We start from the raw sequence: 24,948 nt of genomic DNA on the forward strand, positions 1-24,948 counted from the left end.
CATGTCCCCGCCCGGGCCGTCACTCGGGTTTCGGCGCCCGCGCGGGGCTCTGCCCGCCCGCGGCGTCGCGGGGCGTCTCGCTGCGCCAGTCCGGGTGCCCCGGCATGGGCGGGGTCTTCTCCCCGTACAGCCACCCGTCGAAGAACGCGGTCAGGTCCCGTCCCGCGATCCTCGACGCCAGGTCCGTGAACTGCCGGGTGGTCGCCGATTCGTCTCTGTGGACGCGCACCCAGGTCCGCTCCAGGCGGTCGAACGCGGCCTCGCCGATCTCCTCGCGCAGCGCGTACAGGATGAGCGCGCTCCCGTCGTACACGACCGGCCTGAAGAGGCTGATCTTGTGGTCCGGGGTGGGCACGTCGGGGCGTGCGGGCGGACCGCCCGCCGCGCGCCAGGTGTCGGAGCGGGCGTAGGCCTCGCGCATCCGGCGTTCCATCGGCTTCCGCGCGTGTTCCTCGGCGTAGCGGGCCTCGTACCAGGTGGCGTGTCCCTCGTTGAGCCACAGATCGGACCAGGACCGCGGGGAGACGCTGTTGCCGAACCACTGGTGGGCGAGCTCGTGCACCATGACCGAGTCGACGTACCACTCGGGATATCCGTCTCCGGTGAACAGGGAGCGCTCGAAGAACGAGAGTGTCTGCGTCTCCAGCTCGAAGCCCGTCTCGGTGTCCGCGACGAGGAGTCCGTACGTCTCGAACGGGTACGGGCCGACCTGCTTCTCCATCCAGGCCAGCTGCGCCGGGGTCTTCTCCAGCCAGGGCTCCAGCTTCGCGCGGTCGGCCGTGGGCACCACGTCGCGTACCGGCAGGCCACGGGGCCCGGTGCGGCGGAGGACCGCGGAGCGGCCGATGGACACCTGGGCGAGTTCCGTCGCCATCGGGTGCTCCGTGCGGTACGTCCAGGTGGTCACGCCGGCGTGGTCCCGCCTCCCGGCGGGAACGCCGCCCGCCACGACCGTGAGGTCCTTCGGCGCGGTCACCCGGAAGGTGAAGAACGCCTTGTCGGCGGGGTGGTCGTTGCCGGGGAAGACCCGGTGGGCGGCGTCGGCCTGGTTGGCCATGGCGAGGCCGTCGGCGGTCGGCACCCAGCCGCCGTTGGCCCGGTCCCCCGAGGGGTCGCTCGTATGCCTGACGGTGATCCGCACGGGCACTCCGGCCGGGATCCGGGAGGGCGCGTCGACGATCAGGTCCTCACCGGCGGTGGCGAACTCCGAGTCGCGCCCGTCGACCTCGACGGAGCGGACGGCGCCCCGCGCGAAGTCGAGGTTGATCCGCTCCAGCGGGGCGGTGGTCCGCGCGTCGATCGTGGTGACGGCGTCCAGGGGCTCTGTGTTGCGGCCCTTGTAGGTGAGAGCGATGTCGTACGAGAGGACGTCGTAGCCCGGGTTGCCGAGGTGGGGGAAGAGTCGGTCGCCGATGCCGAGCGGTTCGGGTGCGGGCAGCGTGGCGGCGACGAGGGTGACCGACGCGGTGGCCAGCAGAGCGGCACGCAGTCGGCGGGAGGTGAGCGGCATGGACTACGGCTACCAGCGCGCGCCGTCCGCGCGGGGGTGGCGCGCGCCGCACCACCCGAACGGGTCGCCGGTGAGCGGCAGGAGGTGGTCCCGGAGGGGCCGGCTGTCAGCCGGCGGCGGCGGGCTGCTGGGCGCGGCTCACGTCGTACACGCCGGGTACGTCGCGCATCGCCCGCATGAGGCCGGGCAGTCCCGCCGCGTCGGGCAGTTGCAGCGTGTAGGTGTGCCGGACGCGCTGTTCGGTGGGCGGCTCGACGGTCGCCGAGACGATGGCGGCGTCCGCGGTCGCGATGGCCTCGGTGAGGTCGGCGAGGAGCCGGGGGCGTCCGAAGGACTCGGCGACGAGGGTGACCCGGTAGTCGGGGGTGCCGCTCCGGTCGCCCGGGTCGTTCCAGCGTGCCTCCACGCCCGGCCGGCCGATCGCCCGCATCCGTGCCACCGCCGGACATTCCTCGCGGTGCACGGTGACGGCGCCGCCGCGCACCGTGAATCCGATGATGCCGTCGGGCGGGACCGGGGTGCAGCATCCTGCGAGGCGGACCGGTGCGCCCGGTGCGCCGACCGCCACGATCGGGGCCCGGCCGGCCGCCCTGGCGCGGCTGTCCGCCGCGTCGTCGGCGGGCTGGGCCTGCGGCCTCGGTGCGTCCGGCCTGCTCTTGTGGGGGCTCTGCGCGCCGTCCGGATGGGCGTCGAGCCATGCCGTGATCGCGATCCGGGCGGCAGGCGTGCGGACGTGGTCCAGCCACTCCGGGGAGGGCCCGGAGGAGGCGTCCTGGACGAGCAGCAGCTGCACGGTGTCGCCGTCGTTCAGGGCGGTGCTCAGCGTGGCCAGCCGGCCGTTGACGCGGGCTCCGATGCAGCCGTGCGCCTCGTCGCCGTACTGCGCGTAGGCGGCGTCGACGCAGCTGGCGCCGGCGGGCAGCCCCAGGGTCCCGCCGTCGGTGCGGAAGACGGTGATCTCCCGGTCCTGTGCCAGGTCGGCACGGAGCGTGGCCCAGAACGTGTCGGAGTCGGTCGCCGACTCCTGCCATTCCAGGAGGCGGGAGAGCCAGCCGGGCCTGGTCGGGTCGGCGCGCTCCCCGTCGGCGGGTTCCGCCTGGTGCGTGGTGGTGGTGCCGTCCTGGGTGTACGGGTTGCCGAGCGCGACGACACCCGCCTCGGCGACCTTGTGCATCCGGTGTGTACGGATCAGGACTTCGGCGACCGCTCCCTCGGGTCCGACGACCGCCGTGTGCAGCGACTGGTAGAGGTTGAACTTGGGTGCCGCGATGAAGTCCTTGAACTCGGAGATGACCGGGGTGAAACAGGTGTGCAGTTCGCCCAGGACCGCGTAGCAGTCGGCGTCCTCCCCGACCAGCACCAGCAGCCGTCCGAAATCGGTGCCCCGCATCTCGCCGCGTTTGATCCTCACCCGGTGCACGGAGACGAAGTGACGCGGTCTGATGAGCACTTCGGCGCTGATACCCGCTTCCCGCAGGGTCGATCTGACGCTGCCGGCGATCTCAACGAGAGGGTCCTCCGCGCCGCTCCACGCGGAGATCAGTGCCTGGGTGCGCGCGTACTCGTCCGGGTGCAGGATCGCGAAGACGAGGTCCTCGAGCTCCGTCTTGAGCGCCTGCACGCCGAGCCGTTCCGCGAGCGGGATGAGTACGTCCCGGGTGACCTTGGCGATCCTGGCCTGTTTCTCGGGGCGCATGACGCCGAGTGTCCGCATGTTGTGCAGCCGGTCGGCCAGTTTGATCGACATGACACGGACGTCGTTCCCGGTGGCGACGAGCATCTTGCGGAAGGTCTCGGGCTCGGCGGCGGCCCCGTAGTCGACCTTCTCCAGCTTGGTGACGCCGTCGACCAGATAGCAGACCTCGTCGCCGAACTGCTCGCGCACCTGATCGAGGGTCACCTCGGTGTCCTCGACCGTGTCGTGCAGCAGCGAGGCCGTCAGGGTCGTCGTCTCCGCGCCGAGTTCGGCGAGGATCAGGGTCACCGCCAGCGGATGGGTGATGTAGGGCTCGCCGCTCTTGCGCATCTGGCCGCGGTGGGAGGTCTCGGCGAGGACGTACGCCTCGCGCAGGATGGCGAGGTCGGCGTCCGGGTAGTGCGCGCGATGGGCCTCCGCGACGTGCCCGATGGCGTCGGGAAGCCGGTCACGGGAGACCGGCCCGAGCAGGGCGACACGGCCCAGCCTGCGCAGGTCGATCCGTGGACGACCGCGCTTGCGAAGGGGAGCACCTGGATTGGTGGCCTCTGCGCTCATGGGGCACCTCCGGCAACGTCGACCGGCGGTGGATGCGGTTACACCCCCGAGCCGGTGCTTGATGCTATCGACCCCACCACGTGGCGCAGTCCAGCTCTCGCTCAGCGTGAAACGGATCACCCATTCGAGCGAAGCTCTAACCGATCATCGTTTCGAGCCAGGCAGGGTCGATCACGCCCTCCGCGACGATCACGGCGGGCCCTGTCATGTCGATCCCGCCGTCCGGGTACTCGGTGATCACCAGGGTGCCTCCGGGCAGGTCCACGGTGTATGCCGCGGCGGCGCCGGTCTCCGCGGGGTCCACACCGTCCCTGCGTGCGGCGGCGACGGCCACCGCACAGGCGCCGGTGCCGCAGGACCGGGTCTCGCCGGAACCGCGCTCGTGGACGCGCATCGCGACGTGCCGTGGACCGCGGTCCACGACGAACTCGATGTTGACCCCGTCGGGATAGACGGACCGCGGGCTGAACGGCGGTACGGAGGAGAGCTCTCCGGCGTGGCCCAGGTCCTCGACGAAGGCGACGGCGTGCGGATTGCCCATGTTCACGTTGCGCGCTTCCCAGCTGCGGCCGTCCACGGTCACCGTGACGCCGTCGTCGGGCAGCAGGGCACGCCCCATGGAGACCGTGACGTCGCCGTCCTTCGCGATGTGCACCCGCTTGACGCCGCCCCGCGTGGCGACGGACAGGTCGCCTTCGGCGACGGCCCCGGCGCGCTGGAGGTAGCGGGCGAAGACCCGCACCCCGTTGCCGCACATCTCGGCGACCGAGCCGTCCGCGTTGCGGTAGTCCATGAACCACTCGGCCTGCTCGGCCATGTCCCGTGCCTCGGGGTGAGCGGCGGACCGCACGACGTGCAGCAGCCCGTCGCCGCCGATGCCCGCCCGGCGGTCGCAGAGCCGGGCGACGACGGAGACCGGCAGGTCCAGGGCGTTGTCCGGGTCGGGAACGATCACGAAGTCGTTCTCGGTGCCGTGTCCCTTGAGGAAGGTGATCCGCGAAGTGCTCACGAAGCAATCGTACGAGGCTCCGCCGACAGCCCGCGGCGCCGGGCCACGTCGCGGGCCCGCGACGCCGCCCGCGGCCGGTGCTCCGGGGTCCGGCCGTCAGCGGAGCCGGGCCACACGCCAGACGGCGAGGGCCACCAGCACGGCGCAGACGGCCACGTACAGCGTGACCACACGCCAGTCGGACCGTTCACCCGATCCCCTGGCCGGCAGACCGGGCCAGGTGTGGCCGACACGGCGGGCGGCCATCATGCCCCAGCCGGCGGCGCAGCCGCTGATCAGCAGGCCCAGCATCGCCACGACGGCACCGCCGCCGCCGAACTCGAAGGCGAGCGGGAAGGCGAACATCAGGGAGCCGACCGCCGCCAGGCCCACGATGGGCGCGAGCTGCCAGATCCGCAGCCTGCGGGCGGGCCGGAGCTCGACCTCGACCTCGGGAGCCACGTCGAGCTCGTCCGGCCCGTCGGGGCTCAGACGTCCCGCCTCGTGCTGCGTGTCCGGTGCGTCTCTGTCTGTGTCGCGAGGGCCGGCCTCCATCGCCACGCGCCCTCCCAACTCGGACTCCACTGGTCGATCGATGCTCGATGATGGCACGGCCCCGGCCGCCGAAATGACGGGCTGAGCTTCCCGATGCCATCACGTGATCAGGCTGTAACCGCTCGTTCGACCAACGCCAGCGCCCGGCGCGGGAGTTCCCCGCGCTCTTCCTCGGCACCACTCAGCCACCGGACGCGCGGGTCGCGCCGGAACCAGGAGTCCTGCCGTCGCGCGAAGCGTTTGGTGGCGCGCACGGTCTCCGCGCGGGCCTCGTCCTCGGTGCACTCCCCCGCGAGAGCGGCGAGCACCTGCTGGTAGCCGAGCGCGCGCGAGGCGGTGCGCCCCTCGCGCAGCCCCCGGGCCTCCAGGTCACGCACCTCGTCCACCAGCCCGGCCTCCCACATCCGGTCGACACGGGTACGGATGCGTTCGTCGAGCTCGGGGCGTTCGACGTCCACACCGATCTGGAGGGCGTCGTACACCGCTTCGCCGCTCGGGAGATTGGCCGTGAAGGGCTTGCCCGTGATCTCGATGACCTCCAGGGCGCGGACGATGCGGCGGCCGTTTCCGGCCAGGATGGCGCGGGCAGCCTCGGGGTCCGCGGCGGCGAGCCGTGCGTGCAGGGCGCCGGAGCCGAGCTCCGTGAGCTCCTGTTCGAGCCGGGCGCGTACGACGGGATCGGTGCCCGGGAACTCGAGGGCGTCGATCGCGCCCTTGACGTAGAGACCCGAGCCGCCCACCAGGACGGGGGTACGCCCTTCGGCCAGCAGTCGGTCGATCTCGATGCGCGCGAGCCGCTGGTACTCGGCGACGCTCGCGGCCTCGGTGACGTCCCAGACGTCCAGGAGACGGTGCGGAACGCCGTCCCGCTCGGGGAGGGTCAGCTTCGCCGTGCCGATGTCCATGCCCCGGTAGAGCTGCATGGAGTCGGCGTTGACCACCTCACCACCGAGCTGCTGGGCGAGGAACACTCCCAGATCGGATTTTCCGGCGGCGGTGGGGCCGACGACGGTGATGACGCGGGGGGTGGGAGCTGGGTTTCTCACCGAAACAGTCTCCCGCACTTCGCGATGGCTTCCGACCGGAGGGACCGGGCACGGACGGACACGGCGAGTAACGCGCGATTTCTCACGGACGAGTAAAATATGACCACAGTCCCCCAGCACGGAAGGTGACCCATGGGTTTCCTGGACAACCTGAAGGCCAAGCTGGCCCCGGCCAAGGAGAAGGTCGGCGACCTCGCGCAGCAGCACGGGGGCAAGATCGACCAGGGCATCGACAAGGCCGCCCGCACGGTCGACCAAAGGACCAAGGGCAAGTACAGCGACAAGATCGTGTCCGGCACGCAGAAGGCCAAGGACGCGGTCGACCGTCTGGGTCAGAAGAACGAGGGCGGTACACCTCCTCCGCCTCCGCCCGCGCACTGATCCGGGCACCGTCGGAACCGAGGGCCGTGGAGCGACATCGCTCCACGGCCCTCGTCCGTGCCGGGGAGGAGTCAGGGACGGCGGGTCACGACCAGGCGGCGACGACGTATCCCACGCCGTACGGGGCGTCCTCGTACAGCAGCTGCCCGCCGAGGCCCGCCCCCCGGGCCGCGCCCGCGAGCACCTGCCAGGGCGCCCGGCCCGCCGCCTTCAGTTCGTACGCGAGCGACTCGTCCAGAGCGCTCAGCGCGGCCACGTCGGCGCTCCCCAGCGCACGGGCCGCCGCCGCGTCGAAGTCCGCAGCCCGTTCGTCCAGATAACCGGGCGCCTTGACCGTACGGCAGGCGCTGCCGTCGCCCATGACCAGCAGGGCGACCCGCTCCGGCCCGGCCGCCAGATCCGCTCCCGCCCGCAGGCAGCGGTCGGCGGCGAGTGACTCCCCCACGCCGAGCCCTTCGACCGGGGGACCGTCCCAGCCGGCGTCGCCCAGCAGCCAGGCGCCGACGGCGAGTGACGCGGGGAGCGGCCGTGCGGGGGCGGGTGATCCGCCCGGCGCCTCACCCAGCCGCACGGCCAGGTCGACGCCGAATCCGGCGAACGTACCCGCCGAGCCCGGGGGGTACGGCCCACGGCCGTCCGGTCCTGCGGGCCCGGTCACGACCAGCAGGTCCGGTTCCGCGGCGGCGAGCACGCGCAGCGCGTCGAGGCAGGCGCTCCTCGCGGCGTCGAGCTCCGGCGCGGCTCCCGCCGCCACCTCGGGGACCAGGATCGGCGGGCAGGGGCAGACGGCGGCGGCGGCAAGCATGCCGGTCAGCGTACTCAGGCCGGCCGGTCTCAGTCGCAGCCGCATCCCGGGGTGGCGGCCGCGGGGAGCGGGGCGGGGGCGCCGATCCCGGGCAGCCCGAGCATGACTCCGGCGGGACGCTCGGCGGGAGTCGCGTTGCGCTTCTCCCAGGCGTCGCCCGACCGGGTGCGCCTGACGCCCAGGGGCGTTCCCTCGGCGAGCAGGTGGTGCGGGGCGGCGTAACTGATCCCGACCGTCACCACGTCCCCGGGGCGTACGTCCTCGGACGGCTTGGTGAAGTGCACCAGACGGTTGTCGGGAGCGCGGCCGGAGAGCCGGTGCGTGGCGCCGTCCTTGCGGCCTTCGCCCTCCGCGACCATGACATCCAGGGTGCGGCCGACCTGCTTCTTGTTCTCCTCCCAGGAGATCGCCTCCTGGAGGGCGGAGAGGCGCATGTAGCGCTCCTGTACGACCTCCTTGGGGATCTGTCCGTCCATGTCGGCGGCGGGCGTCCCGGGGCGCTTGGAGTACTGGAAGGTGAAGGCGTTCGCGAAGCGGGCCTCGCGCACGGCGTGCATGGTCTGCTCGAAGTCCTCCTCGGTCTCCCCGGGGAAGCCGACGATGATGTCGGTGGAGATCGCCGCGTCCGGCATGGCGGCGCGCACCTTCTCGATGATCCCGAGGAAGCGCTCCTGGCGGTACGAGCGGCGCATGGCCCTGAGGATCGTGTCCGAGCCGGACTGCATGGGCATGTGCAGCTGGGGCATCACGTTCGGTGTCTCGGCCATCGCCGCGATCACGTCGTCGGTGAAGTCCCGCGGGTGGGGCGAGGTGAAGCGGACGCGCTCCAGGCCCTCGATCGTGCCGCAGGCCCGCAGCAGCTTGGAGAAGGCCTCCCGGTCACCGATGTCGGAGCCGTACGCGTTGACGTTCTGGCCGAGCAGGGTGATCTCGCTGACCCCCTCGGCGACCAGGGCCTCGATCTCGGCCAGGATGTCGCCGGTGCGGCGGTCCTTCTCCTTGCCCCGCAGTGCGGGGACGATGCAGAAGGTGCAGGTGTTGTTGCAGCCGACCGAGATCGACACCCACGCGGCGTACGCGGACTCACGGCGAGTGGGCAGCGTCGAGGGGAACGCCTCCAGCGACTCGGCGATCTCGACCTGCGCCTCCTCCTGGACCCGTGCTCGCTCCAGGAGGACCGGCAGCTTGCCGATGTTGTGCGTACCGAAGACGACGTCCACCCATGGGGCGCGCTTCACGATGGTGTCGCGGTCCTTCTGCGCAAGACAGCCGCCGACGGCGATCTGCATCCCGGGGCGCTTCGTCTTCATGGGGGCGAGGCGGCCGAGGTTGCCGTACAGCTTGTTGTCGGCGTTCTCACGTACCGCGCAGGTGTTGAAGACGACGACGTCGGCGTCGCCGTCGGAGCCCTCGGGGGCGCGCACGTAGCCGGCGCCCTCCAGAAGCCCCGACAAGCGTTCGGAGTCGTGGACGTTCATCTGGCACCCGTAAGTGCGTACCTCGTAGCTCTTCTGGACGTCCACTGCTTCGCTCCGGTTGCCGCTGGTCATGGGACAAGGGTAGGTGGTGACGCGCCGGGGCCTTGCCGCTCGCCGGAGCCGCGGCTGAGGGCGGGCGCACGCCGCCCGGGGAGAGCCGGGGCCAGGGCCGTTGAACGAAGCGTTCCGGTTGGTTTCTATGCTGAGCTTTTCGCGCTCATCGAAAGGTTCATGTCATGGTCCTCTCTCTCCTCCGCGGCAGGCGATCCAAGACGGCCTCCGGTGGTGCGAGATTCGCTCTTCCCGTGCCGCCCGGGGCCGGAACCGTCACCTGCGAGGTCGTCGACCCCATGGGGCAACCGCTCGGCGGCGCCGAGATCACGGTCACGTCCCAGAAGTCGGCCCGGACGGTGGCGAAGGGGAGCACCGACCTGTTCGGCATGTTCGTCGCGGCTCTGCCCCCCGATGAGTACCGCCTGCTCATGACGGCCGAAGGCATGCAGCCGGCCAGCTGGGCCTTCGACATCGCCGTGGGCGAGACCCTGTCGATGGGCCGCGTGCAGCTGGACGTCGCCCGGCAGCTGGAGCCCCCGGCACCCGGAACCTGGCTCTTCGATCCTCCGCACACCGCGATCCGCTTCATCGCCAAGCACGTCGGCATGGCCAATGTGCACGGCCGCTTCACCGCCTTCGAAGGCGGTATCCGGATCGCACCCTCCGTCGAGGACTCCCAGGTCGAGATACGCATCGATGCTTCGAGCATCACGACGGGCAACAAGACCAGGGACAACCATCTGCGGTCGGCCGACTTCCTCGACGTGGAGAACTACCCCCACCTCCATTTCGTCAGCAGGCGCTTCACCTACCGGGGCGGCAACAACTGGACCGTCCAAGGAGGGCTGACGATGCACGGGGTCAGCCGCTCCGTCTCCCTGGACACGCAGTACCTGGGGGCCGTCAACGGCGGTTACGGCGAGGAGCTGCGGTGTGCGGCACGCGCAACCGCCGAACTGCACCGCGAGGACTACACGCTGAACTGGCGCAACATGCTCGCCCGCGGCATCGCCATCGTCGGGCCGACGATCCAGTTGGAGTTGGACATCCAGACCATGTTCCAGGGCCCCGACACTCCGACGCCTCCGGAGTGACGGCCGGTGAGGCCGCCCTTCCCCGGCGGAGACAGTCCGATCCGCGGGGCGGGGCGGTCTCCGTCCGGCCGAAGCGTGCGACTCACCCCCGCCCTGGCCGTCACGGCCACGGAAATGGCAGGATCGCGCCATGCTGCACGCACTGTCCCGGTTCGGCCGGCGACGCACCCTTCAGGGAGGCGCCGCCGCCGTGGTCGTGCTCGGACTGCTCCTGTGGTGGGTGCTCCCGATCGGGGAGGAGGAGCCGAGCGGTTCGCTCACGTTCTCCACGGGCGTGCGGAGCGGGGTCTACCAGCGCTACGGACAGCGGCTGGAGGGGGCGCTGGCCAAGGACATGCCCAAGGTGTCGATACGGCTGCAGACCAGCGAGGGCTCGCAGCAGAACATCGAACGGGTCGCGACGGGGAAGGCCGACTTCACCATCGCCACCGCCGACGCCGTCGCCACCTACCTCGCGAGCGGGAAACCGGGCGCGGGCCGGCTGCGCGGCTGCGTCCGCCTCTACGACGACTACATCCAGCTGATCGTGCCCCGCGACTCCGGGATCCGTGAGGTCGCCGACCTGCGGGGCAAGCGGGTGGGCGTAGGGCAGAAGGGGTCGGGGGTGCTGCTCGTCGCGGACCGGCTGATGAAGGCGGCCGGCGTCGATCCGGTGGAGGACATCACTCCCGTCCAGGCCGGGATCGACACGATGCCGGCGCGGCTGGCGGACGGCGGCCTGGACGCCTTCTTCTGGTCGGGCGGGCTGCCGACCGGGGCGGTCCAGGAGCTGTCGGAGAAGTTCGCGATCCGGCTGGTGCCCCTCCAGGACGCGCTGATCACCCAGCTCCAGGCGGCCGGCGGGTCCACGCGCTACTACCGCTCGGCCGTGATGCCGGCCGACGCCTACCTGCACGCACAGCAGGGCCAGGCGGTGCGCACCGTAGCCGTCTCCAACCTGCTGGTCACCACGGACCGTACGGATCCGCTGACGACCGAGGCGTTCACCCGGACCGTGATCGACAGCCGGGACCGGATCGGCCGCGAAGTGCACTCGGCGCAGCTGGTGGACCTGCGGACGGCCATCTACACCGATCCGCTGCCGCTGCACGAGGGCGCCAGGCGCTACTACCGTTCGGCCAAGCCCTGACGGTCCGCGGCCGCGCTCACGCGTGCGGGGAATCGCGCGGCACGGTGACCGTCACGCGCAGGCCGTGCGGTTCGTGCGTCCCGTAACGGATCGTCCCGCCGCCCGCCGCGAGCAGGGCGCGCGAGATGGACAGCCCGAGGCCGGATCCCTTGACGTTCTGGTGGCGCCCGCTGCGCCAGAAGCGGTCGCCGACGCGCTCCAGCTCCTGTTCGGTGAGGCCGGGCCCCCGGTCGGCGACGACGACCGTCGCGCCCTCGCCCTCGGTCCCGGCCGTGACCCGGACCTCCTGGCCCCCCGGGGTGAACTTGAGCGCGTTGTCGATGACGGCGTCCAGGGCGCTGGAGAGGGCGATCGGGTCCGCCCAGCCGGTCACCGCGGGCACCCCGTCCAGGGTCAGCCGTACGCCCTTCTCCTCGGCCATCGGACGCCATGAGGCGACCCGTTCACCGGCGAGTGCGGCGATGTCCGTGAGCTGGAGGTCCGCCGCGGTGTGCTCGGCAAGCGCCAGGTCCAGCAGGTCGTCGAGGACCTGGGCGAGGCGCTTGCCCTCCGTGCGGACCGAGGCGATCTCCTCGTTGCCGTCGGGGAGTTCGAGTGCGAGCAGCTCGATGCGGAGCAGCAGCGCCGCCAGCGGGTTGCGCAGCTGGTGCGAGGCGTCGGCGACGAAGGCGCGCTGCTGCTCCAGCACGTCCTCGACGTTGTCGGCCATCTCGTTGAACGAGCGCGCCAGGCGGCGGAGCTCCGGAGGGCCGCCGGACGCGACGACGCGGGATCTCATCCGGCCGCTCGCGATGTCGTGGGCGGCGGCGTCGAGGGTCCGTACGGGCAGGAGCACCCATCCGGTGAGGCGGAACGCGGCGCCGACCGCCACGAGCATGGCCATGGCCTCGCCGAGGGCGATGAGCAGCCAGCCGCGCAGTGTCCGGGACCGCATGTCCCCCGTGGGCGAGTCGGTCACGACGACGGCGACCACGTCCCCGTCGCGTACGACAGGGGAGGCGACGACGATCCGGCCGTTCTGCCAGGGCCAGACCTGGGGCGGGTCGTGGGAGCGACGGCCGAGAAGGGCCTCAGCGAAGGCCTCACGCCCTTCTCCCTCGGTGGGGAGGGTCCAGGACGCCGGTGCCCTGGCGAGGGCTCTGTCGTCGCGATAGAAGACGCCGGCCCGGATCCCGTAGACCGAGTCGTACGCCTCGAGTTCGGTCTGAAGGGTGCGCTGCCGCTCCTCGGTACCCCGGACGGGTTCGTCGACGAACTGGGCGAGCGCGCCGAAGCGTGCCGTGTCGTCGATCCGGTCGATGACGACCCTCTGCTGTTCGGCGGCGGCCACGCGTACGGCCAGCGGGAAGCCGAGGGCGAGCAGCACGGCGGCCATCAGGACGATGAGCAGGGGGAGCAGACGGGTGCGCACGGGGGCCGATACGTCCTCAGGCCGGCGGCGGGACGAGCCGGTAGCCGACGCCTCGCACGGTCTCGACCAGTGCGGGAAGCCTCAGTTTCGAGCGCAGCGAGGCGACGTGCACCTCCAGGGTGCGCCCCGTTCCCTCCCAGCTCGTCCGCCACACCTCGCTGATGATCTGCTCCCGGCGGAAGACCACGCCGGGACGCTGGGCGAGCAGCGCGAGCAGGTCGAACTCCTTGCGGGTGAGCTGGACCTCTTGGCCGTCGACGCTGACCCTGCGGGTCGGCAGCTCGATGTGGACCGGCCCGATCCGCAGCGCCGCGAGCGGGGTCGGCCCGGTGTCCTCGCCGGCCGTCCTGCGCCGGGCCACGGCGTGGATACGGGCCAGCAGCTCTCCGGTGTCGTACGGCTTCACGACGTAGTCGTCGGCGCCGAGGTTGAGGCCGTGGATCCTCGAGCGGACGTCGGACCGCGCGGTCACCATGATCACCGGGATCGCGGAGCGCTTACGGATCTTGCCGCACACCTCGTAGCCGTCCTGGTCGGGCAGCCCGAGGTCCAGGAGCACGACCCCGAAGGGCTCCTTCTCGGCCGGCAGCAGCGCCTGGAGGGCCTCTTCGCCGCTGCGGGCGTGCACGACCTTGAAGCCGTGACGCGACAGCACGGCGGACAGGGCGGCCGCGACGTGGTCGTCGTCCTCGACGAGCAGCAGTCTCATGGCCCCCCTCTCCGCCTCATGTCTTCTCGGTGTTCTTCACGATTCGGTGCTCTTCGCGACGCGGTGCTCTTCGCGACGCGGTGCTCTTCGCGACGCGGTGCTCTTCGCGACGGCCGCGAACCGTGTGTGACGGTCCGCAGGTGTTCCGCCCGGCGAACCTCTCCGTACGGCGTCGGTTCACGTCATCCGCGTACCAGGGCATCCACGCCGATGACAGGTGGGTCAGTCAAGTCCCTGCCGGTTACCACCAGGTTTCCGTTACCCACCCGGTATGCCGTCGAGCGCCCCGTGGCGTCCCGTTCACGCGGTGTGTCCGGTTGCGGCCGGATCGTTATGCTCAATTTCCGCTCAGATGTAATGACGCTGGTAGCACTGCGTCACTAGGGTCCTTGCCTAACCGAGGAGGACGGAGCAAGAAGCCGATGAGCGGAGTTTCAGTGACCAAGGCCGCCGAGGATGCCGCACCTGCGGGAGACGACCTTGTCGTACTGAGCAACGTCAACAAGCACTTCGGCGCGCTGCATGTGCTCCAGGACATCGATCTGACCATCGCCCGTGGCGAGGTCGTCGTAGTCATCGGGCCCTCCGGGTCCGGGAAGTCCACGCTGTGCCGCACGATCAACCGCTTGGAGACGATCGACTCGGGCGCGATCGCGATCGACGGCAAGCCCCTGCCCCAGGAGGGCAAGGAGCTGGCGAGGCTGCGTGCCGATGTCGGCATGGTCTTCCAGTCGTTCAATCTCTTCGCGCACAAGACGGTGCTCGAGAACGTGATGCTGGGCCAGGTCAAGGTCCGCGGAACCGACAAGAAGGCCGCCGAGGAGAAGGCCCGGACCCTGCTCGACCGGGTGGGCGTCGGCGTGCAGGCGGAGAAGTACCCGGCGCAGCTCTCGGGCGGTCAGCAGCAGCGCGTCGCGATCGCACGCGCGCTGGCGATGGACCCCAAGGTCATGCTCTTCGACGAGCCCACGTCGGCTCTCGACCCGGAGATGATCAACGAGGTGCTCGAGGTCATGCAGCAGCTGGCCCGGGAGGGGATGACCATGGTCGTCGTCACCCACGAGATGGGCTTTGCCCGTTCGGCCGCCAACCGTGTGGTGTTCATGGCGGACGGGAAGATCGTCGAAGAGGCGACTCCCGACCAGTTCTTCAGCAATCCGCGCAGCGACCGGGCCAAGGACTTCCTGTCGAAGATTCTGCACCACTGATACCGACGACCCACGACACGAGGATTGTTCACATGAAGCTCCGCAAGTCGGCCGCCGTTGCGGCCATCGCTGTGCTCGCCCTGACCGCGACCGCCTGTGGCGGCAAGGAAGGCTCCGCCGGCGACAAGCCGTCGGGCGTCAAGCCCGGTTCGTCCGAGGCCCCCGAGCTGCCGAAGTACACCGTCGCCACCGGTGTCGACCTCGACTCGCCGACCTTCAAGGAGGCGAAGAAGCGCGGCAAGCTGGTCATCGGTGTCAAGGCAGACCAGCCGTACCTCGGCTTCGAGGACCAGTCGACGAAGGAGCGCTCCGGCTTCGACGTCGAGATCGCCCGCATGATCGCGGCCGACCTGGGCTTCCCGGAGAAGCAGATCGAGTGGAAGACCGTCGACTCCGGTATCCGTGAGACGGCCATCTCCAAGGGCCAGGTCGACTACTACGTCGGTACCTACACGATCAACGACGAGCGCAAGAAGCAGGTCGGCTTCGCGGGCCCGTACTACAAGGCCGGCGCGGACCTGCTCGTGCGCTCGGACGAGACCTCCATCACCGGCAAGGAGTCGGTGAAGGACAAGAAGGTCTGCTCGATCGTGGGTTCGACCCCGCTCCAGGAGATCAAGAAGCCCGAGTACGGCGCGAACGTCGTCGAGCTGGCCAAGTACTCGGACTGTGTGCAGCAACTCCTGACCAAGCAGGTCGACGCCGTCACCACCGACGACTCGATCCTCAAGGGTTACGCCGCCGCCAACTCCGGCAAGCTCAAGGTCGTCGGCAAGCCGTTCACCGACGAGCCCTACGGCGTCGGCCTGAACAAGGACGACAAGGTGCTCCGCGAGGCGCTCAACAAGACGCTGGAGACCCGCGTCGAGGACGGCACTTACAAGAAGATCTACGAGGCGACCCTGGGCCTGTCCGGTTCGGACTACACCGAGCCGCCGGCCATCGAGCGTTACTGACGCAGCTCCGTCGCTGACGTCCTGTCACTGACGCCACACGCGTGAGTGAGGCGTCCCGTACGCCGCCGTCCTCGACGACGGCGGTGTGCGGGGCGCCCCTTCCCCTGCCCAGATGCCGCTGACCGCCGACGCGGAGACCCCATGAACGTATTGCTCGACAACTTCCCGGAATACCGCGACGGCTTCATAGGCACCGTGTCGATCACCGCCATCAGCTCGGTCATCGCTCTGGTCCTGGGCGTCGCCATCGCCGGCTTCCGTGTGTCGCCCGTGCCGCCGCTGCGCTTCTTCGGCACCGCCTGGGTGACCCTGCTGCGCAACACCCCGCTGACGCTTCTCTTCCTGATCTTCTTCTTCGTGGTGCCGGAGATCCTCTTCCCGGGCATGAGCCCCTTCCTGCTCGGCTCGCTGGCACTCGGCTTCTACACCTCCTCCTTCGTGTGCGAGGCGGTCCGCTCGGGTATCAACACCGTCCCCCTGGGGCAGGCCGAGGCCGCCCGCTCCATCGGTATGACGTTCGCCCAGACCTTGCGGATCGTGGTGCTCCCGCAGGCCACCAGGTCCGTCATCCCACCGCTGAGCAGCATCTTCATCGCCCTCACGAAGAACTCGGCGATCGCCGGGGCCTTCAGCGTCACCGAACTCTTCGGGTGGCAGAAGCTGATGAGTGACCGGGGCTACGAGATCATGCCCGTCTTCATCTGGGTGGCCCTCGGCTACCTGGTCGTCACCTTTGCCATCAGCGGTCTCTTCCGGCTGCTGGAGCGTCGTATGGAGGTCGCCCGATGAGTGCCAGCGTTCTCTACGACGCCCCGGGTCCCAAGGCCGCCGTCCGTAACCGGATCTACGCCGTGGCCGGAAGCCTCGCCATCCTGGCGCTGATCGCCGTCAGCTTGGTGCGGTTGTCCGACAAGGGGCACCTCGCCCCCGAGATGTGGGACATCTTCAACTACTCGGGCATCCGGCAGAACATCGCCGACGCCGTGCTCGCCACGCTCAAGGCCTTCGGTCTGGCGGCCGTCGGTTCACTGATCCTCGGCGTCCTGCTCGCCGTCGGCCGGCTCTCCGACCACAAGCCGGTCCGCTGGGTCGCGACCACCTTCATCGAGCTCTTCCGCTCGATCCCGCTGCTGATCACCATCTACGCCATCTGGGTCGGCTTCCTCACCGACTACTCGATGTGGGCCCTGGCGCTCGGGCTGTCGGTCTACAACGGCTGTGTCCAGGCCGAGGTGCTGCGCGCCGGTATCAACTCGGTGCCCAAGGGCCAGAGCGAGGCGGCGTACGCCCTCGGGATGAGCAAGACCCAGGTCATGGTCAGCGTGCTGATCCCGCAGGCGGTGCGTGCGATGCTGCCGACGATCATCAGCCAGCTGGTGGTGACCCTCAAGGACACGTCGCTCGGCTTCATCATCCTGTACCCGGAGCTGCTGCAGACGGCGCGTCTGATCGCCTCCAACACCCAGGTCAATGGCCAGTACCCGTACGTCTCGACGATCGCGGTCATCGGCACGATCTACGTGGCGATGTGTCTGCTCCTGTCGGCGCTGGCCACCTGGATCGAGAAGCGTGGCCGGCGGGCCAAGACCGGTATCGCGATGGCCGCCGCCGCCGAGACCCCGGGCAGCCTGGCGGCGCCCCGCGCCGAGGACGGACCGGCAGGCGGGCCGGGGCCGGCCGAGGGGATCGGCAAGACAGACTGACGGAACCGGCGTTCGGGCATCCCGTAAGGGGTCGCGCCGTCCGCCCCTCCCCTTCGTGACAGCCCGCCGGCCCGCCGGCGGGCTGTCACGGTTTTCCCGAGTGCTGAGGCGCGGGAGCTGCATGGGTTGCGTGGGGCGGCAACGCGGGCGCCCGGTCCCGCCGTCGCTTGACGCAGGCACCGGCAGTGGGTTGCATTCGTTCTGTGATCGCGCCCCGAACCACCGCCGCCGGACCCCCACCCTCCCCCTCGGCCTCCAGGACCTCCACGGCCACTCCCACCGGCGCCGGAGGGTTCACACCGTGGACCCGGTGATCGTCGTCGGCGCGGGCCCGGTCGGGCTCGCGCTGTCGCTCGCCCTCGCGGCGCAGGGCGTTCCGTCCGTGCTGCTCGACGAGGGCCCCGGGAAGGACGAACCGCGCCCCGCCCGCACTGTCGTGCTGCGCGAGGACACCGCGGACCTGGTGGAACGGCTCGGCTGCCCGGCGCTCCACGGCGTAGGGCTGCGGTGGGCCGGCTGGCGTTCGGTGCGGCGCAAGCAACTGGTGCGGGCCGTGCCGCTGGGCGAGGAGGAGGGCACCGTACCGCTGCCCTCGCCCGTCCATCTGCCCCAGCACGCCCTCGCAGGCGGTCTGCGGGCCGCGGTCGCCGCGCAGGACCTGGTCACCATGGTGCCCTTCAGCCGGATCGACACCCTGGAGCAGGACGCCCACGGGGTCACGGTGCACACCCGGGACCCCGGATCGACCTGGTGGCGCGGGAGTTACCTGGTGGGCTGCGACGGCGCGCGGTCCACCGTACGCAAGCTCCTCGACATCAGGTTCCCCGGTCGTACGGCGGTCGAGCGGCACGCCGTCGCCGCGCTCCGCGCCGAACTGCCCTGGCCGGGCGAGGCGATGCTGCACCGGTCCCCTCCGTGGCGCACCGGTGGGGCCGAGGTCACCGCGCGACCGCTGCCCGACAGCGTCTGGCGGCTCGACTGGCTCCTTCCGCCGCGCGGTGAACTGGTCACACCCGAAGCCCTGATCACCAGGATCCGCGACACCCTTGAGGGCTGGTGCGGTGAGACTCCGGCCTACGAGCTGCTGGACACGGGTGTGTACACCCTCCACCACCGGCTGGCCAGGCTCTGGCGGTCTGGGCGCGCCTTCCTCGCCGGCGACGCCGCCCATCTGCTGGGCGCGCTCGGCACCCAGGGCCTGGACGAGGGGCTGCGGGACGCCGAGAACCTGGCCTGGAAGCTGGCGCAGGCCTGGCACCAGGGTGGCTCGGAGCTCCTGCTCGACAGCTACCAGGCCGAGCGCCGGGCCGCCGTCGCCTCCCGGCTGCGCGCCGCCGACCAGTCACTGCCGATACTGCGGGGCGGCGCGGGTCTCCGGACGCTCGTACCCGGTGCCGCGCGCGGGCACGACACCTTGCTGGCCGATGGCCATCTGGGGTGCGGCCCTCTGGGCGCGCCCCCCGCGTACACGCACTCCCCTCTCTCGCCTCAACACGCCGAGGCGCACGCGCCGGTGGGGACCGACCCCGGCGCTCCGGTCGCCGATGTGCGGGTGACCGCGCCCGACGGGAAGACGGTGCGGCTGCGCGACCGGCTGGGTCTGGGGCATCTGCTGGTGATCCTGGTCGCACCGGGCACGGGGGTGTGGGACAGGCGGCACTGGATGACCGCGGGTGTCATGCCCCGGCTGGTCGAGGCCGTGGACTCCCTCCCCGTGAACGCCGAGCTGCTGGTGACCGAGAGCTACCCGGGCGCGACGGCCCATACGGTGCTGCTGGTCAGGCCGGACGGGCATCTCGTCGCGGCGTTCAACGGGGTGCGGCCCGCCGAACTGTTCGCGGCGGCGGACGCGGCGCGCGGGGGTGGCCCGGACACGGCGCACGGCGACCGGGGGCGCGCCACCACGAGCTCCGACCGGACAGCGGACGTCAATTGACCGTCGCAGGCACACATGGTGTACTCCAGATCATGACCGACACCGATGTGCGCCTGTGGCGGAGGGTCCATATGGACCTGGTCCGCTATGCGGGCTGCGTGTGTCGCCCGTCCTGCTGAATCGCCCTTCCCCGCACGCCGTGCTGTTTCGCGCGCGGCTGTGCGTCCACGCGAACTTCTCAGGACGGTCCCTGTGTCTGCATCGTTTCCCACTCCGCCCACGCCCACGTCCGGCTCCGCCGTAGGAGCGGGCCCGTCGACCCCCGCTGCCGACGACGCGAGGGTGTCCGCCGTCGCCGGTACGGCCACGGCCCCGACCGCCCCGGAACTGCTCGACTTCGTCCGCCGGACCGCGCAGGACGCCGCGCTCGTCGCCTCGCTGCCGCTCGACCCCGAGGGCCGCACCTGGCTCCGGCTCGAGGGCCCCGGCGGCAGCGAGGCGTGGCTGATCGGCTGGCCGCCCGGTACGGGCACGGGCTGGCACGACCACGCCGAGTCGACGGGGGCCTTCACCGTCGCGGCCGGCGCCCTCAGGGAACACTCGCTGGCCGCGCGACTGCCCACGGACGGCTGGAAGACCCTCGAAGTGAGCGAGGGCATCGACCGGGACCGGCTCCTGGCGACCGGGCAGGGCAGGGCTTTCGGCCGGCACCACGTCCACGAGGTGCTCAACGAGTCCGGTGACGAACACGCCGTATCGGTCCACGCGTACTACCCGCCCCTCCCGCAGATCCGCCGCTACAGCCGCACGGGAGCGGTGCTGCGCCTCGAGCAGACCGAACGCCCGGAGGACTGGCAGTGAGCGAGGCGGAGCAGGGCCCCGGGAACCCGGTGGGCATCGACGAACTGCTCGAACGGATACGAGCGGGCTACGAGCGGATCGGACCCGAGGAGGCCGCAGCCGAGGCTGCCGGAGGCGCGCTGCTGGTCGATATCCGTTATGCGGCGCTGCGCGAGAAGGACGGCCTGATCCCCGGGGCTCTGGTCGTCGAGCGCAACGAGCTGGAGTGGCGGCTCGATCCGCAGGGAAGCCACCGTGCCCCACAGGCGGTGAGCCACGATCTGCGGGTCGTGGTGATCTGCAACGAGGGTTACGCCTCGAGTCTCGCGGTCGCCTCCCTGCGACAGCTGGGGCTGCACCGGGCCACGGATCTGACCGGCGGCTTCCAGGCCTGGCGCGCGGCCGGGCTCCCGGTCGCTCTCTGACCGGAGGCGCACTCGGGCACACCTGGCCTCCCGGCCTGGCAGCCGCCACCGGTCCGTACCGGTGGCCCCGTCACTTCCGATGCCCTTTCCGATGGCCGCCGATCGGGGCCGGTGATCAACGGCCGCCGATCGGGGGCCGGCGGCCGGTGGGGCAGTCATCCGTCATCCGGCCGCTCACTGGACCGAACGACGCTCCGCTCCACCCGAACGCTGCTCCCCGGTGGAGCAATCGCCGTGCGCGACGGACATTCGCCTCATCACCGAGGATCGGAATGTACGGAGATGTCGCGCCGATGGAAACCGCTCAGCTCACCCCCGACCAGCTCGACGCACAGGCCTCCCGGCTCCATGACACCGACGCGTGGCAGCGCATCGTCACAGGCTGGGAGCAGACCGCCGCCCGGAAGCCCACACCCCCGACGTCCGTACCGGACGACAAGGCGCGGCCATCACCCCCGGCGGACTGGCGGGACCTGCTGACCGTGCCTGTCGACCGGCTCGTCGAGGACTCCCTGCGGGCCCTGCCTCCGCGAGGGCCGCGCGAGCGCCCGCTCCCCGGGCGCCTCGGCGCTGTCATGCCCGAGCGTCTGCACGCGTGGCGCCGCATCGGGCAGCCCGATGTGCGCCCGTCCACCCATCTGGGCTACGCCCGGCAGATCCTCATGGAGTGGGGCTGGCAGAACACCCCCTATCGCCTGCGCAACGCCCGGGGCGCTCGTTGTCTCTGCGGGGCCATGCTGACGGCCCACCGGCTCGGCTACGGGTCGCTCGACACCGTCGACCGAGCCGGTGCGTGGATGATCACCGAGCTGCGCTCACAGGGCTGGGCCGGTCTGATCGGCCCCTGGAACCGGCATCCCGGCCGCACCGCCGCCCACGCACTGGCCCTGATCGACGCCACGATCCGCCGCGCGTCCCTCGCAGGACACTGAGCGCCGGACTTCCGCCCGCCCCTCTCCGCCGCCAGATACGGCCCGCTGCGGTGTCCCCCTCCGCCACCTCAGCAGACCGTCTCCTGGCCTGCGCGCTCACGCCCCGATCCGCCCACGACTGCCGGACACCCGACCCCCACGCCGGGCCGGCTGCGTGCTCCCCCGCTTCCCCCCGCTCCCGTCCCACCGGTCAGAAGGGCTCGTCCAGCCCTTCCATGTCCTCCCCCTCCGCCTCGATCGCCTGACGCACCACGCGCAGGGCCATCCCCTCGCCGTACCCCTTGCGCGCGAGCATGCCCGCGAGCCGGCGCAGACGCTTGTCGCGGTCCAGCCCCCGGGTGGAGCGGAGCTTGCGTGCCACGAGCTCCCTGGCGGTCTCCTCCTCCTGCTCGGGGTCGAGCTGCCCGACGGCCTCGTCGATCACTGTCGGGTCCACCCCCTTGGTGCGCAGCTCCCTCACGAGGGCACGCCGGGCCAGCCCTCGCCCGTGGTGCCGGGACTCGACCCACGCGTCCGCGAACGCGGCGTCGTCGATCAGCCCCACGTCCTCGAACCGCGAGAGGACTTCTTCCGCGGCCTCGTCAGGGATCTCCCGCTTGCGCAGCGCGTCGGCCAGCTGCTTACGGGTGCGCGGGGTCCCGGTCAGCAGCCTGAGACAGATGTTGCGCGCCTGCTCGACCGGGTCTCGCGGTTCCCCCTTCTCGGCCCTCGACGAGGAAGGGGAACCGCTGCCTCTGGAGCGGGAGCGGGAACGACGGCCCGCCCCCTCACCGAACCCGGCCCCCCGGCCGGGCTCCGGGGATCCCCCGGACGGTTCTGCGGCGTACTCGGGGCCGGGGGCCGCACCTGCGTCGGTGCCCGGCCACTCCGTGCGTCGCGTCACGGCCTAGCTCTTGGCCGCCGCGGCCTTGGCGGGCTTGGCCTTGGTCGCGGGAGCCGGCACCGACTTGGCCGCACCGTCAGCCGCGGAACCCGTGGTGACCGCGGCATCGGCTGCGGGCTCCGCCGCGGGGTCCTCCGGACGGACACCGACACCCAGCTTGTCGAGGATCTTCTTCTCGATCTCGTTGGCCAGGTCGGGGTTGTCCTTGAGGAAGTTGCGGGAGTTCTCCTTGCCCTGGCCGAGCTGGTCGCCCTCGTACGTGTACCAGGCTCCGGCCTTGCGGACGAAGCCGTGCTCCACGCCCATGTCGATCAGACCTCCCTCACGGCTGATGCCCTGGCCGTAGAGGATGTCGAATTCGGCCTGCTTGAACGGCGGCGCCACCTTGTTCTTGACGACCTTGACGCGCGTGCGGTTGCCGACGGCGTCGGTGCCGTCCTTCAGCGTCTCGATCCTGCGGATGTCCAGACGCACCGAGGCGTAGAACTTCAGCGCCCGGCCACCGGTCGTGGTCTCCGGCGAGCCGAACATCACACCGATCTTCTCGCGCAGCTGGTTGATGAAGATCGCGGTGGTCTTGGACTGGTTGAGCGCGCTGGTGATCTTCCGGAGCGCCTGGCTCATCAGACGGGCCTGCAGACCCACGTGCGAGTCGCCCATCTCACCCTCGATCTCCGCTCGCGGCACCAGGGCGGCGACGGAGTCGATGACGATCAGGTCGAGCGCGCCGGAGCGGACGAGCATGTCCACGATCTCCAGCGCCTGCTCGCCGTTGTCCGGCTGCGAGAGGATGAGATTGTCGATGTCGACGCCGAGCTTCTTCGCGTACTCCGGGTCCAGAGCGTGCTCCGCGTCGATGAACGCCACCGAGCCGCCGAGCTTCTGCGCGTTCGCCACGGCGTGCAGCGTCAGCGTCGTCTTGCCGGAGGACTCCGGTCCGTACACCTCCACCACGCGGCCGCGCGGCAGCCCGCCGACGCCGAGCGCGACGTCGAGCGCGGTGGACCCGGTGGGGATCACCTCGATCGGCTCGTTCGGCCGCTCACCGAGGCGCATCACCGCGCCCTTGCCGAATTGCCGTTCAATCTGTGCGAGTGCGGCGTCCAACGCCTTCTCGCGGTCGGTTCCTGCCATGGGTTCCACCCGATTTGCTTGAGTCGATCGCTTCACGTCACAGACGCTAACCCCTGCCACTGACAATGGGCCTCGACGTCCTCCCGGCCTGTGGACAACTCCACGGTCGGGTCCGGCAAAACCCGGCCGGAATCCCATGAGAATGGATGTTCGATTTCAGTGTCAAGCGCACCACGCGGGGCCGACATGGCCGAGGGTAGCCGCTTATAGCAGTCGACATCGAACAAGTCAATGAACTGCGACGCGCCTCACACAGGGTTCGGGTGACGGCTCTCGCGAGGCCCGGACCCCGGGCCTCGCGGCCGGTGTCATGGGCTGCCGTCGGCCGGGCCACCGTCGCGCCCGCCGCCCTGCGCGGCACGGCGGATCCTCGACAGCACCGGCTCGCCACGACGCCAGCGGTGTCCGCCCTGCACCCGCGGGTCGTCCATCACGTCGTAGCGCTTCACGTACGCGCCCAGGAACGCCTGGAGCGTGGCGACGGCCGGAATGGCGATCAACGCTCCGACGGCTCCCATCAGCGCGGTACCCGCGACCACCGAGCCGAAGGCGACCGCGGGATGGATGTCGACCGTCTTGGACGTGAGCTTCGGCTGCAGCACGTAGTTCTCGAACTGCTGGTAGACCACGACGAAACCGAGCACCCACAGCGCATACCAGGGATTGACCGTGAAGGCGATCAGCATGGGCAGCGCGCCGGCCAGATACGTACCGATCGTGGGGATGAACTGCGAGACGAGTCCGACCCAGACCGCGAGCGCCGGCGCGTAGGGCACTCCGAGGACCACCAGCAGGACGTAGTGCGCCGCGCCGGAGATCAGGGCCATCAGTCCGCGCGAGTAGATGTAGCCGCCGGTCTTGTCGACCGCGATCTCCCAGGCGCGCAGCACCTCCGTCTGCCGGGAGGGCGGCAGCACGGAGCACAGCGCGCGCCGCAGCCGGGGGCCGTCGGCCGCGAAGTAGAACGAGAACAGGAAGATCATCAGCAGCCGGAACAACCCGCCGAGGACGGTGGTCGAGACGTCGAGCACGCCGGTAGCACTGTTCTGCACGTACTTCTGGAGCCAGTCGGAGTGCAGCAGGCTGTCCTGCACCTCGACCCGGGAGAGCTCCGTGTGGAAGGTCTGGTTGACCCAGTTGATCACCGAGTCGAGGTACTTGGGGAACTCATCGACCATGTCGACGATCTGGCCGGCGAGCATCGAGCCGAGCAGGACGACGAAGCCGACCCCGGCGATCAGCACGGCGAGAAAGACCAGGAAGGTGGCGAGTCCCCGGCGCATCCCGCGCTCGGCCATGCGGCTCACGGCCGGTTCGATGGCCAGCGCCAGGAAGAAGGAGATGAGGATGTTGGTCAGCAGTCCGATGAGCTGGTAGAAAGCCCAGCTGCTCAGTTGGAAGCACCCGTAGAGCGCCAGAGCCAAGACCATCGCGCGCGGCAGCCAGCCGGGCATGCGGACGGGGCCGGTGCCTGGCGGCGGATTCGGTGGTGCGGGCGGCGAGGCGGGCGGCTGGGTCTGGGCGGTCTCGTCTGTCGGTGCCACGGGACCAGTCTCGCTCACCGCGGTGACGGCCGG

24 protein-coding genes are annotated in these 24,948 nt (G+C 70.7%); 12 read left to right on the forward strand and 12 right to left on the reverse strand.

Features of this window, described 5'->3' with window-relative positions; translation table 11 throughout:
- Positions 1 to 19: 19 nt before the first annotated feature.
- The 5 genes from ACZ32T_RS30635 to miaA all read right to left on the reverse strand — a co-directional run bounded on the left by ACZ32T_RS30635 (position 20) and on the right by miaA (position 6,353).
- Positions 20 to 1,510: a M1 family metallopeptidase gene (locus tag ACZ32T_RS30635; RefSeq protein ID WP_467370264.1), complete on the reverse strand. Its 1,491-nt coding sequence runs from the start codon at positions 1,508 to 1,510 to the stop codon at positions 20 to 22.
- A gap of 106 nt (positions 1,511 to 1,616) precedes the next feature.
- Positions 1,617 to 3,764 (reverse strand): RelA/SpoT family protein, encoded by a 2,148-nt coding sequence (locus ACZ32T_RS30640; RefSeq protein ID WP_467370266.1) that lies wholly within the window; start codon positions 3,762 to 3,764, stop codon positions 1,617 to 1,619.
- Between the two features lie 136 nt (positions 3,765 to 3,900).
- The gene (gene dapF, locus ACZ32T_RS30645) at positions 3,901 to 4,773 is read right to left on the reverse strand and encodes a diaminopimelate epimerase (protein ID WP_467270442.1); all 873 of its coding nucleotides are present in this window, start codon (positions 4,771 to 4,773) and stop codon (positions 3,901 to 3,903) included.
- Positions 4,774 to 4,869: 96 nt separating this feature from the next.
- Entirely contained in the window at positions 4,870 to 5,307 is a 438-nt protein-coding gene (locus ACZ32T_RS30650) for a hypothetical protein (protein ID WP_467270510.1), read from the reverse strand.
- A gap of 107 nt (positions 5,308 to 5,414) precedes the next feature.
- Positions 5,415 to 6,353: a tRNA (adenosine(37)-N6)-dimethylallyltransferase MiaA gene (gene miaA, locus ACZ32T_RS30655; RefSeq protein ID WP_467270443.1), complete on the reverse strand. Its 939-nt coding sequence runs from the start codon at positions 6,351 to 6,353 to the stop codon at positions 5,415 to 5,417.
- A 132-nt stretch (positions 6,354 to 6,485) separates the two neighbouring features.
- Here miaA and ACZ32T_RS30660 point away from each other — a divergent pair, with 132 nt between their 5' ends.
- Entirely contained in the window at positions 6,486 to 6,734 is a 249-nt protein-coding gene (locus ACZ32T_RS30660; protein WP_467270445.1) for an antitoxin, read from the forward strand.
- A gap of 85 nt (positions 6,735 to 6,819) precedes the next feature.
- Here ACZ32T_RS30660 and ACZ32T_RS30665 read toward each other — a convergent pair whose 3' ends face one another.
- Positions 6,820 to 7,539: a class III extradiol dioxygenase subunit B-like domain-containing protein gene (locus ACZ32T_RS30665; protein ID WP_467370268.1), complete on the reverse strand. Its 720-nt coding sequence runs from the start codon at positions 7,537 to 7,539 to the stop codon at positions 6,820 to 6,822.
- A gap of 29 nt (positions 7,540 to 7,568) precedes the next feature.
- Positions 7,569 to 9,089: a tRNA (N6-isopentenyl adenosine(37)-C2)-methylthiotransferase MiaB gene (miaB, locus tag ACZ32T_RS30670; RefSeq protein WP_467270448.1), complete on the reverse strand. Its 1,521-nt coding sequence runs from the start codon at positions 9,087 to 9,089 to the stop codon at positions 7,569 to 7,571.
- Positions 9,090 to 9,253: 164 nt separating this feature from the next.
- Here miaB and ACZ32T_RS30675 point away from each other — a divergent pair, with 164 nt between their 5' ends.
- Together ACZ32T_RS30675 and ACZ32T_RS30680 are read left to right on the forward strand one after the other, a co-directional pair.
- Complete coding sequence (locus ACZ32T_RS30675; protein WP_467270450.1) at positions 9,254 to 10,165, forward strand: YceI family protein; 912 nt, start codon at positions 9,254 to 9,256, stop codon at positions 10,163 to 10,165.
- 130 nt (positions 10,166 to 10,295) lie between these two features.
- Positions 10,296 to 11,294, forward strand: a complete 999-nt coding sequence (locus ACZ32T_RS30680) for a TAXI family TRAP transporter solute-binding subunit (protein WP_467370271.1) — start codon at positions 10,296 to 10,298, stop codon at positions 11,292 to 11,294.
- A 16-nt stretch (positions 11,295 to 11,310) separates the two neighbouring features.
- On the opposite strand, the gene ACZ32T_RS30685 is transcribed toward ACZ32T_RS30680, so the two are convergent.
- A complete protein-coding gene (locus tag ACZ32T_RS30685; RefSeq protein ID WP_467270454.1) occupies positions 11,311 to 12,705 on the reverse strand; it encodes a sensor histidine kinase in 1,395 nt (464 codons plus the stop codon).
- Positions 12,706 to 12,721: 16 nt separating this feature from the next.
- Positions 12,722 to 13,414 carry a response regulator transcription factor gene (locus ACZ32T_RS30690; RefSeq protein WP_393761949.1) on the reverse strand — a complete coding sequence of 231 codons (693 nt, stop codon included), beginning with the start codon at positions 13,412 to 13,414 and terminating at the stop codon, positions 12,722 to 12,724.
- 422 nt (positions 13,415 to 13,836) lie between these two features.
- Between ACZ32T_RS30690 and ACZ32T_RS30695 the strand changes: the two genes are divergently transcribed.
- From ACZ32T_RS30695 to ACZ32T_RS30735, 9 genes are all read left to right on the forward strand, one after another.
- Entirely contained in the window at positions 13,837 to 14,622 is a 786-nt protein-coding gene (locus ACZ32T_RS30695) for an amino acid ABC transporter ATP-binding protein (RefSeq protein ID WP_356710160.1), read from the forward strand.
- Positions 14,623 to 14,654: 32 nt separating this feature from the next.
- Positions 14,655 to 15,578, forward strand: coding sequence for a glutamate ABC transporter substrate-binding protein (locus tag ACZ32T_RS30700; protein ID WP_467270456.1), 924 nt, complete (start codon positions 14,655 to 14,657; stop codon positions 15,576 to 15,578).
- Between the two features lie 141 nt (positions 15,579 to 15,719).
- Positions 15,720 to 16,367: an amino acid ABC transporter permease gene (locus tag ACZ32T_RS30705; RefSeq protein ID WP_403998127.1), complete on the forward strand. Its 648-nt coding sequence runs from the start codon at positions 15,720 to 15,722 to the stop codon at positions 16,365 to 16,367.
- Positions 16,364 to 17,281 (forward strand): amino acid ABC transporter permease, encoded by a 918-nt coding sequence (locus ACZ32T_RS30710; RefSeq protein WP_467270460.1) that lies wholly within the window; start codon positions 16,364 to 16,366, stop codon positions 17,279 to 17,281. The genes ACZ32T_RS30705 and ACZ32T_RS30710 overlap by 4 nt, the downstream gene beginning before the upstream one ends.
- Positions 17,282 to 17,582: 301 nt before the next feature.
- Complete coding sequence (locus ACZ32T_RS30715) at positions 17,583 to 19,217, forward strand: FAD-dependent monooxygenase (protein WP_467370275.1); 1,635 nt, start codon at positions 17,583 to 17,585, stop codon at positions 19,215 to 19,217.
- 32 nt (positions 19,218 to 19,249) lie between these two features.
- Positions 19,250 to 19,336, forward strand: a complete 87-nt coding sequence (locus tag ACZ32T_RS30720; RefSeq protein ID WP_311605579.1) for a putative leader peptide — start codon at positions 19,250 to 19,252, stop codon at positions 19,334 to 19,336.
- Positions 19,337 to 19,499: 163 nt separating this feature from the next.
- A complete protein-coding gene (locus ACZ32T_RS30725; RefSeq protein WP_467270512.1) occupies positions 19,500 to 20,018 on the forward strand; it encodes a cupin domain-containing protein in 519 nt (172 codons plus the stop codon).
- Positions 20,015 to 20,422 (forward strand): rhodanese-like domain-containing protein, encoded by a 408-nt coding sequence (locus tag ACZ32T_RS30730; RefSeq protein ID WP_467270464.1) that lies wholly within the window; start codon positions 20,015 to 20,017, stop codon positions 20,420 to 20,422. Before ACZ32T_RS30725 ends, ACZ32T_RS30730 begins: the two co-directional genes overlap by 4 nt.
- Before the next feature lie 293 nt (positions 20,423 to 20,715).
- Positions 20,716 to 21,354, forward strand: coding sequence for a DUF6197 family protein (locus tag ACZ32T_RS30735; protein ID WP_467370277.1), 639 nt, complete (start codon positions 20,716 to 20,718; stop codon positions 21,352 to 21,354).
- Between the two features lie 190 nt (positions 21,355 to 21,544).
- On the opposite strand, the gene recX is transcribed toward ACZ32T_RS30735, so the two are convergent.
- From recX to ACZ32T_RS30750, 3 genes are all read right to left on the reverse strand, one after another.
- A complete protein-coding gene (gene recX, locus ACZ32T_RS30740) occupies positions 21,545 to 22,237 on the reverse strand; it encodes a recombination regulator RecX (RefSeq protein ID WP_467370280.1) in 693 nt (230 codons plus the stop codon).
- A 3-nt stretch (positions 22,238 to 22,240) separates the two neighbouring features.
- Complete coding sequence (gene recA / locus ACZ32T_RS30745; RefSeq protein ID WP_467270470.1) at positions 22,241 to 23,371, reverse strand: recombinase RecA; 1,131 nt, start codon at positions 23,369 to 23,371, stop codon at positions 22,241 to 22,243.
- A 308-nt stretch (positions 23,372 to 23,679) separates the two neighbouring features.
- On the reverse strand, positions 23,680 to 24,825 hold the full coding sequence (locus ACZ32T_RS30750; protein WP_467370306.1) for an AI-2E family transporter: 1,146 nt from the start codon (positions 24,823 to 24,825) through the stop codon (positions 23,680 to 23,682).
- Between the last annotated feature and the right edge of the window lie 123 nt (positions 24,826 to 24,948).

The sequence above is a fragment of the Streptomyces sp. NPDC023573 genome (assembly GCF_055559735.1).

Coding starts and splice junctions, on each gene's coding strand:
- ACZ32T_RS30710 (WP_467270460.1), top strand. CDS start 16,364: ATGAGTGCCAGCGTTCTCTACGACGCCCCGGGTCCCAAGGCCGCCGTC.
- ACZ32T_RS30750 (WP_467370306.1), bottom strand. CDS start 24,825: ATGCCCGGCTGGCTGCCGCGCGCGATGGTCTTGGCTCTGGCGCTCTAC.
- ACZ32T_RS30650 (WP_467270510.1), bottom strand. CDS start 5,307: ATGGAGGCCGGCCCTCGCGACACAGACAGAGACGCACCGGACACGCAG.
- ACZ32T_RS30680 (WP_467370271.1), top strand. CDS start 10,296: ATGCTGCACGCACTGTCCCGGTTCGGCCGGCGACGCACCCTTCAGGGA.
- ACZ32T_RS30695 (WP_356710160.1), top strand. CDS start 13,837: ATGAGCGGAGTTTCAGTGACCAAGGCCGCCGAGGATGCCGCACCTGCG.
- ACZ32T_RS30660 (WP_467270445.1), top strand. CDS start 6,486: ATGGGTTTCCTGGACAACCTGAAGGCCAAGCTGGCCCCGGCCAAGGAG.
- ACZ32T_RS30690 (WP_393761949.1), bottom strand. CDS start 13,414: ATGAGACTGCTGCTCGTCGAGGACGACGACCACGTCGCGGCCGCCCTG.
- ACZ32T_RS30635 (WP_467370264.1), bottom strand. CDS start 1,510: ATGCCGCTCACCTCCCGCCGACTGCGTGCCGCTCTGCTGGCCACCGCG.
- ACZ32T_RS30735 (WP_467370277.1), top strand. CDS start 20,716: ATGGAAACCGCTCAGCTCACCCCCGACCAGCTCGACGCACAGGCCTCC.
- miaB (WP_467270448.1), bottom strand. CDS start 9,089: ATGACCAGCGGCAACCGGAGCGAAGCAGTGGACGTCCAGAAGAGCTAC.
- ACZ32T_RS30640 (WP_467370266.1), bottom strand. CDS start 3,764: ATGAGCGCAGAGGCCACCAATCCAGGTGCTCCCCTTCGCAAGCGCGGT.
- ACZ32T_RS30665 (WP_467370268.1), bottom strand. CDS start 7,539: ATGCTTGCCGCCGCCGCCGTCTGCCCCTGCCCGCCGATCCTGGTCCCC.
- ACZ32T_RS30720 (WP_311605579.1), top strand. CDS start 19,250: ATGACCGACACCGATGTGCGCCTGTGGCGGAGGGTCCATATGGACCTG.
- ACZ32T_RS30675 (WP_467270450.1), top strand. CDS start 9,254: ATGGTCCTCTCTCTCCTCCGCGGCAGGCGATCCAAGACGGCCTCCGGT.
- ACZ32T_RS30700 (WP_467270456.1), top strand. CDS start 14,655: ATGAAGCTCCGCAAGTCGGCCGCCGTTGCGGCCATCGCTGTGCTCGCC.
- recA (WP_467270470.1), bottom strand. CDS start 23,371: ATGGCAGGAACCGACCGCGAGAAGGCGTTGGACGCCGCACTCGCACAG.
- ACZ32T_RS30705 (WP_403998127.1), top strand. CDS start 15,720: ATGAACGTATTGCTCGACAACTTCCCGGAATACCGCGACGGCTTCATA.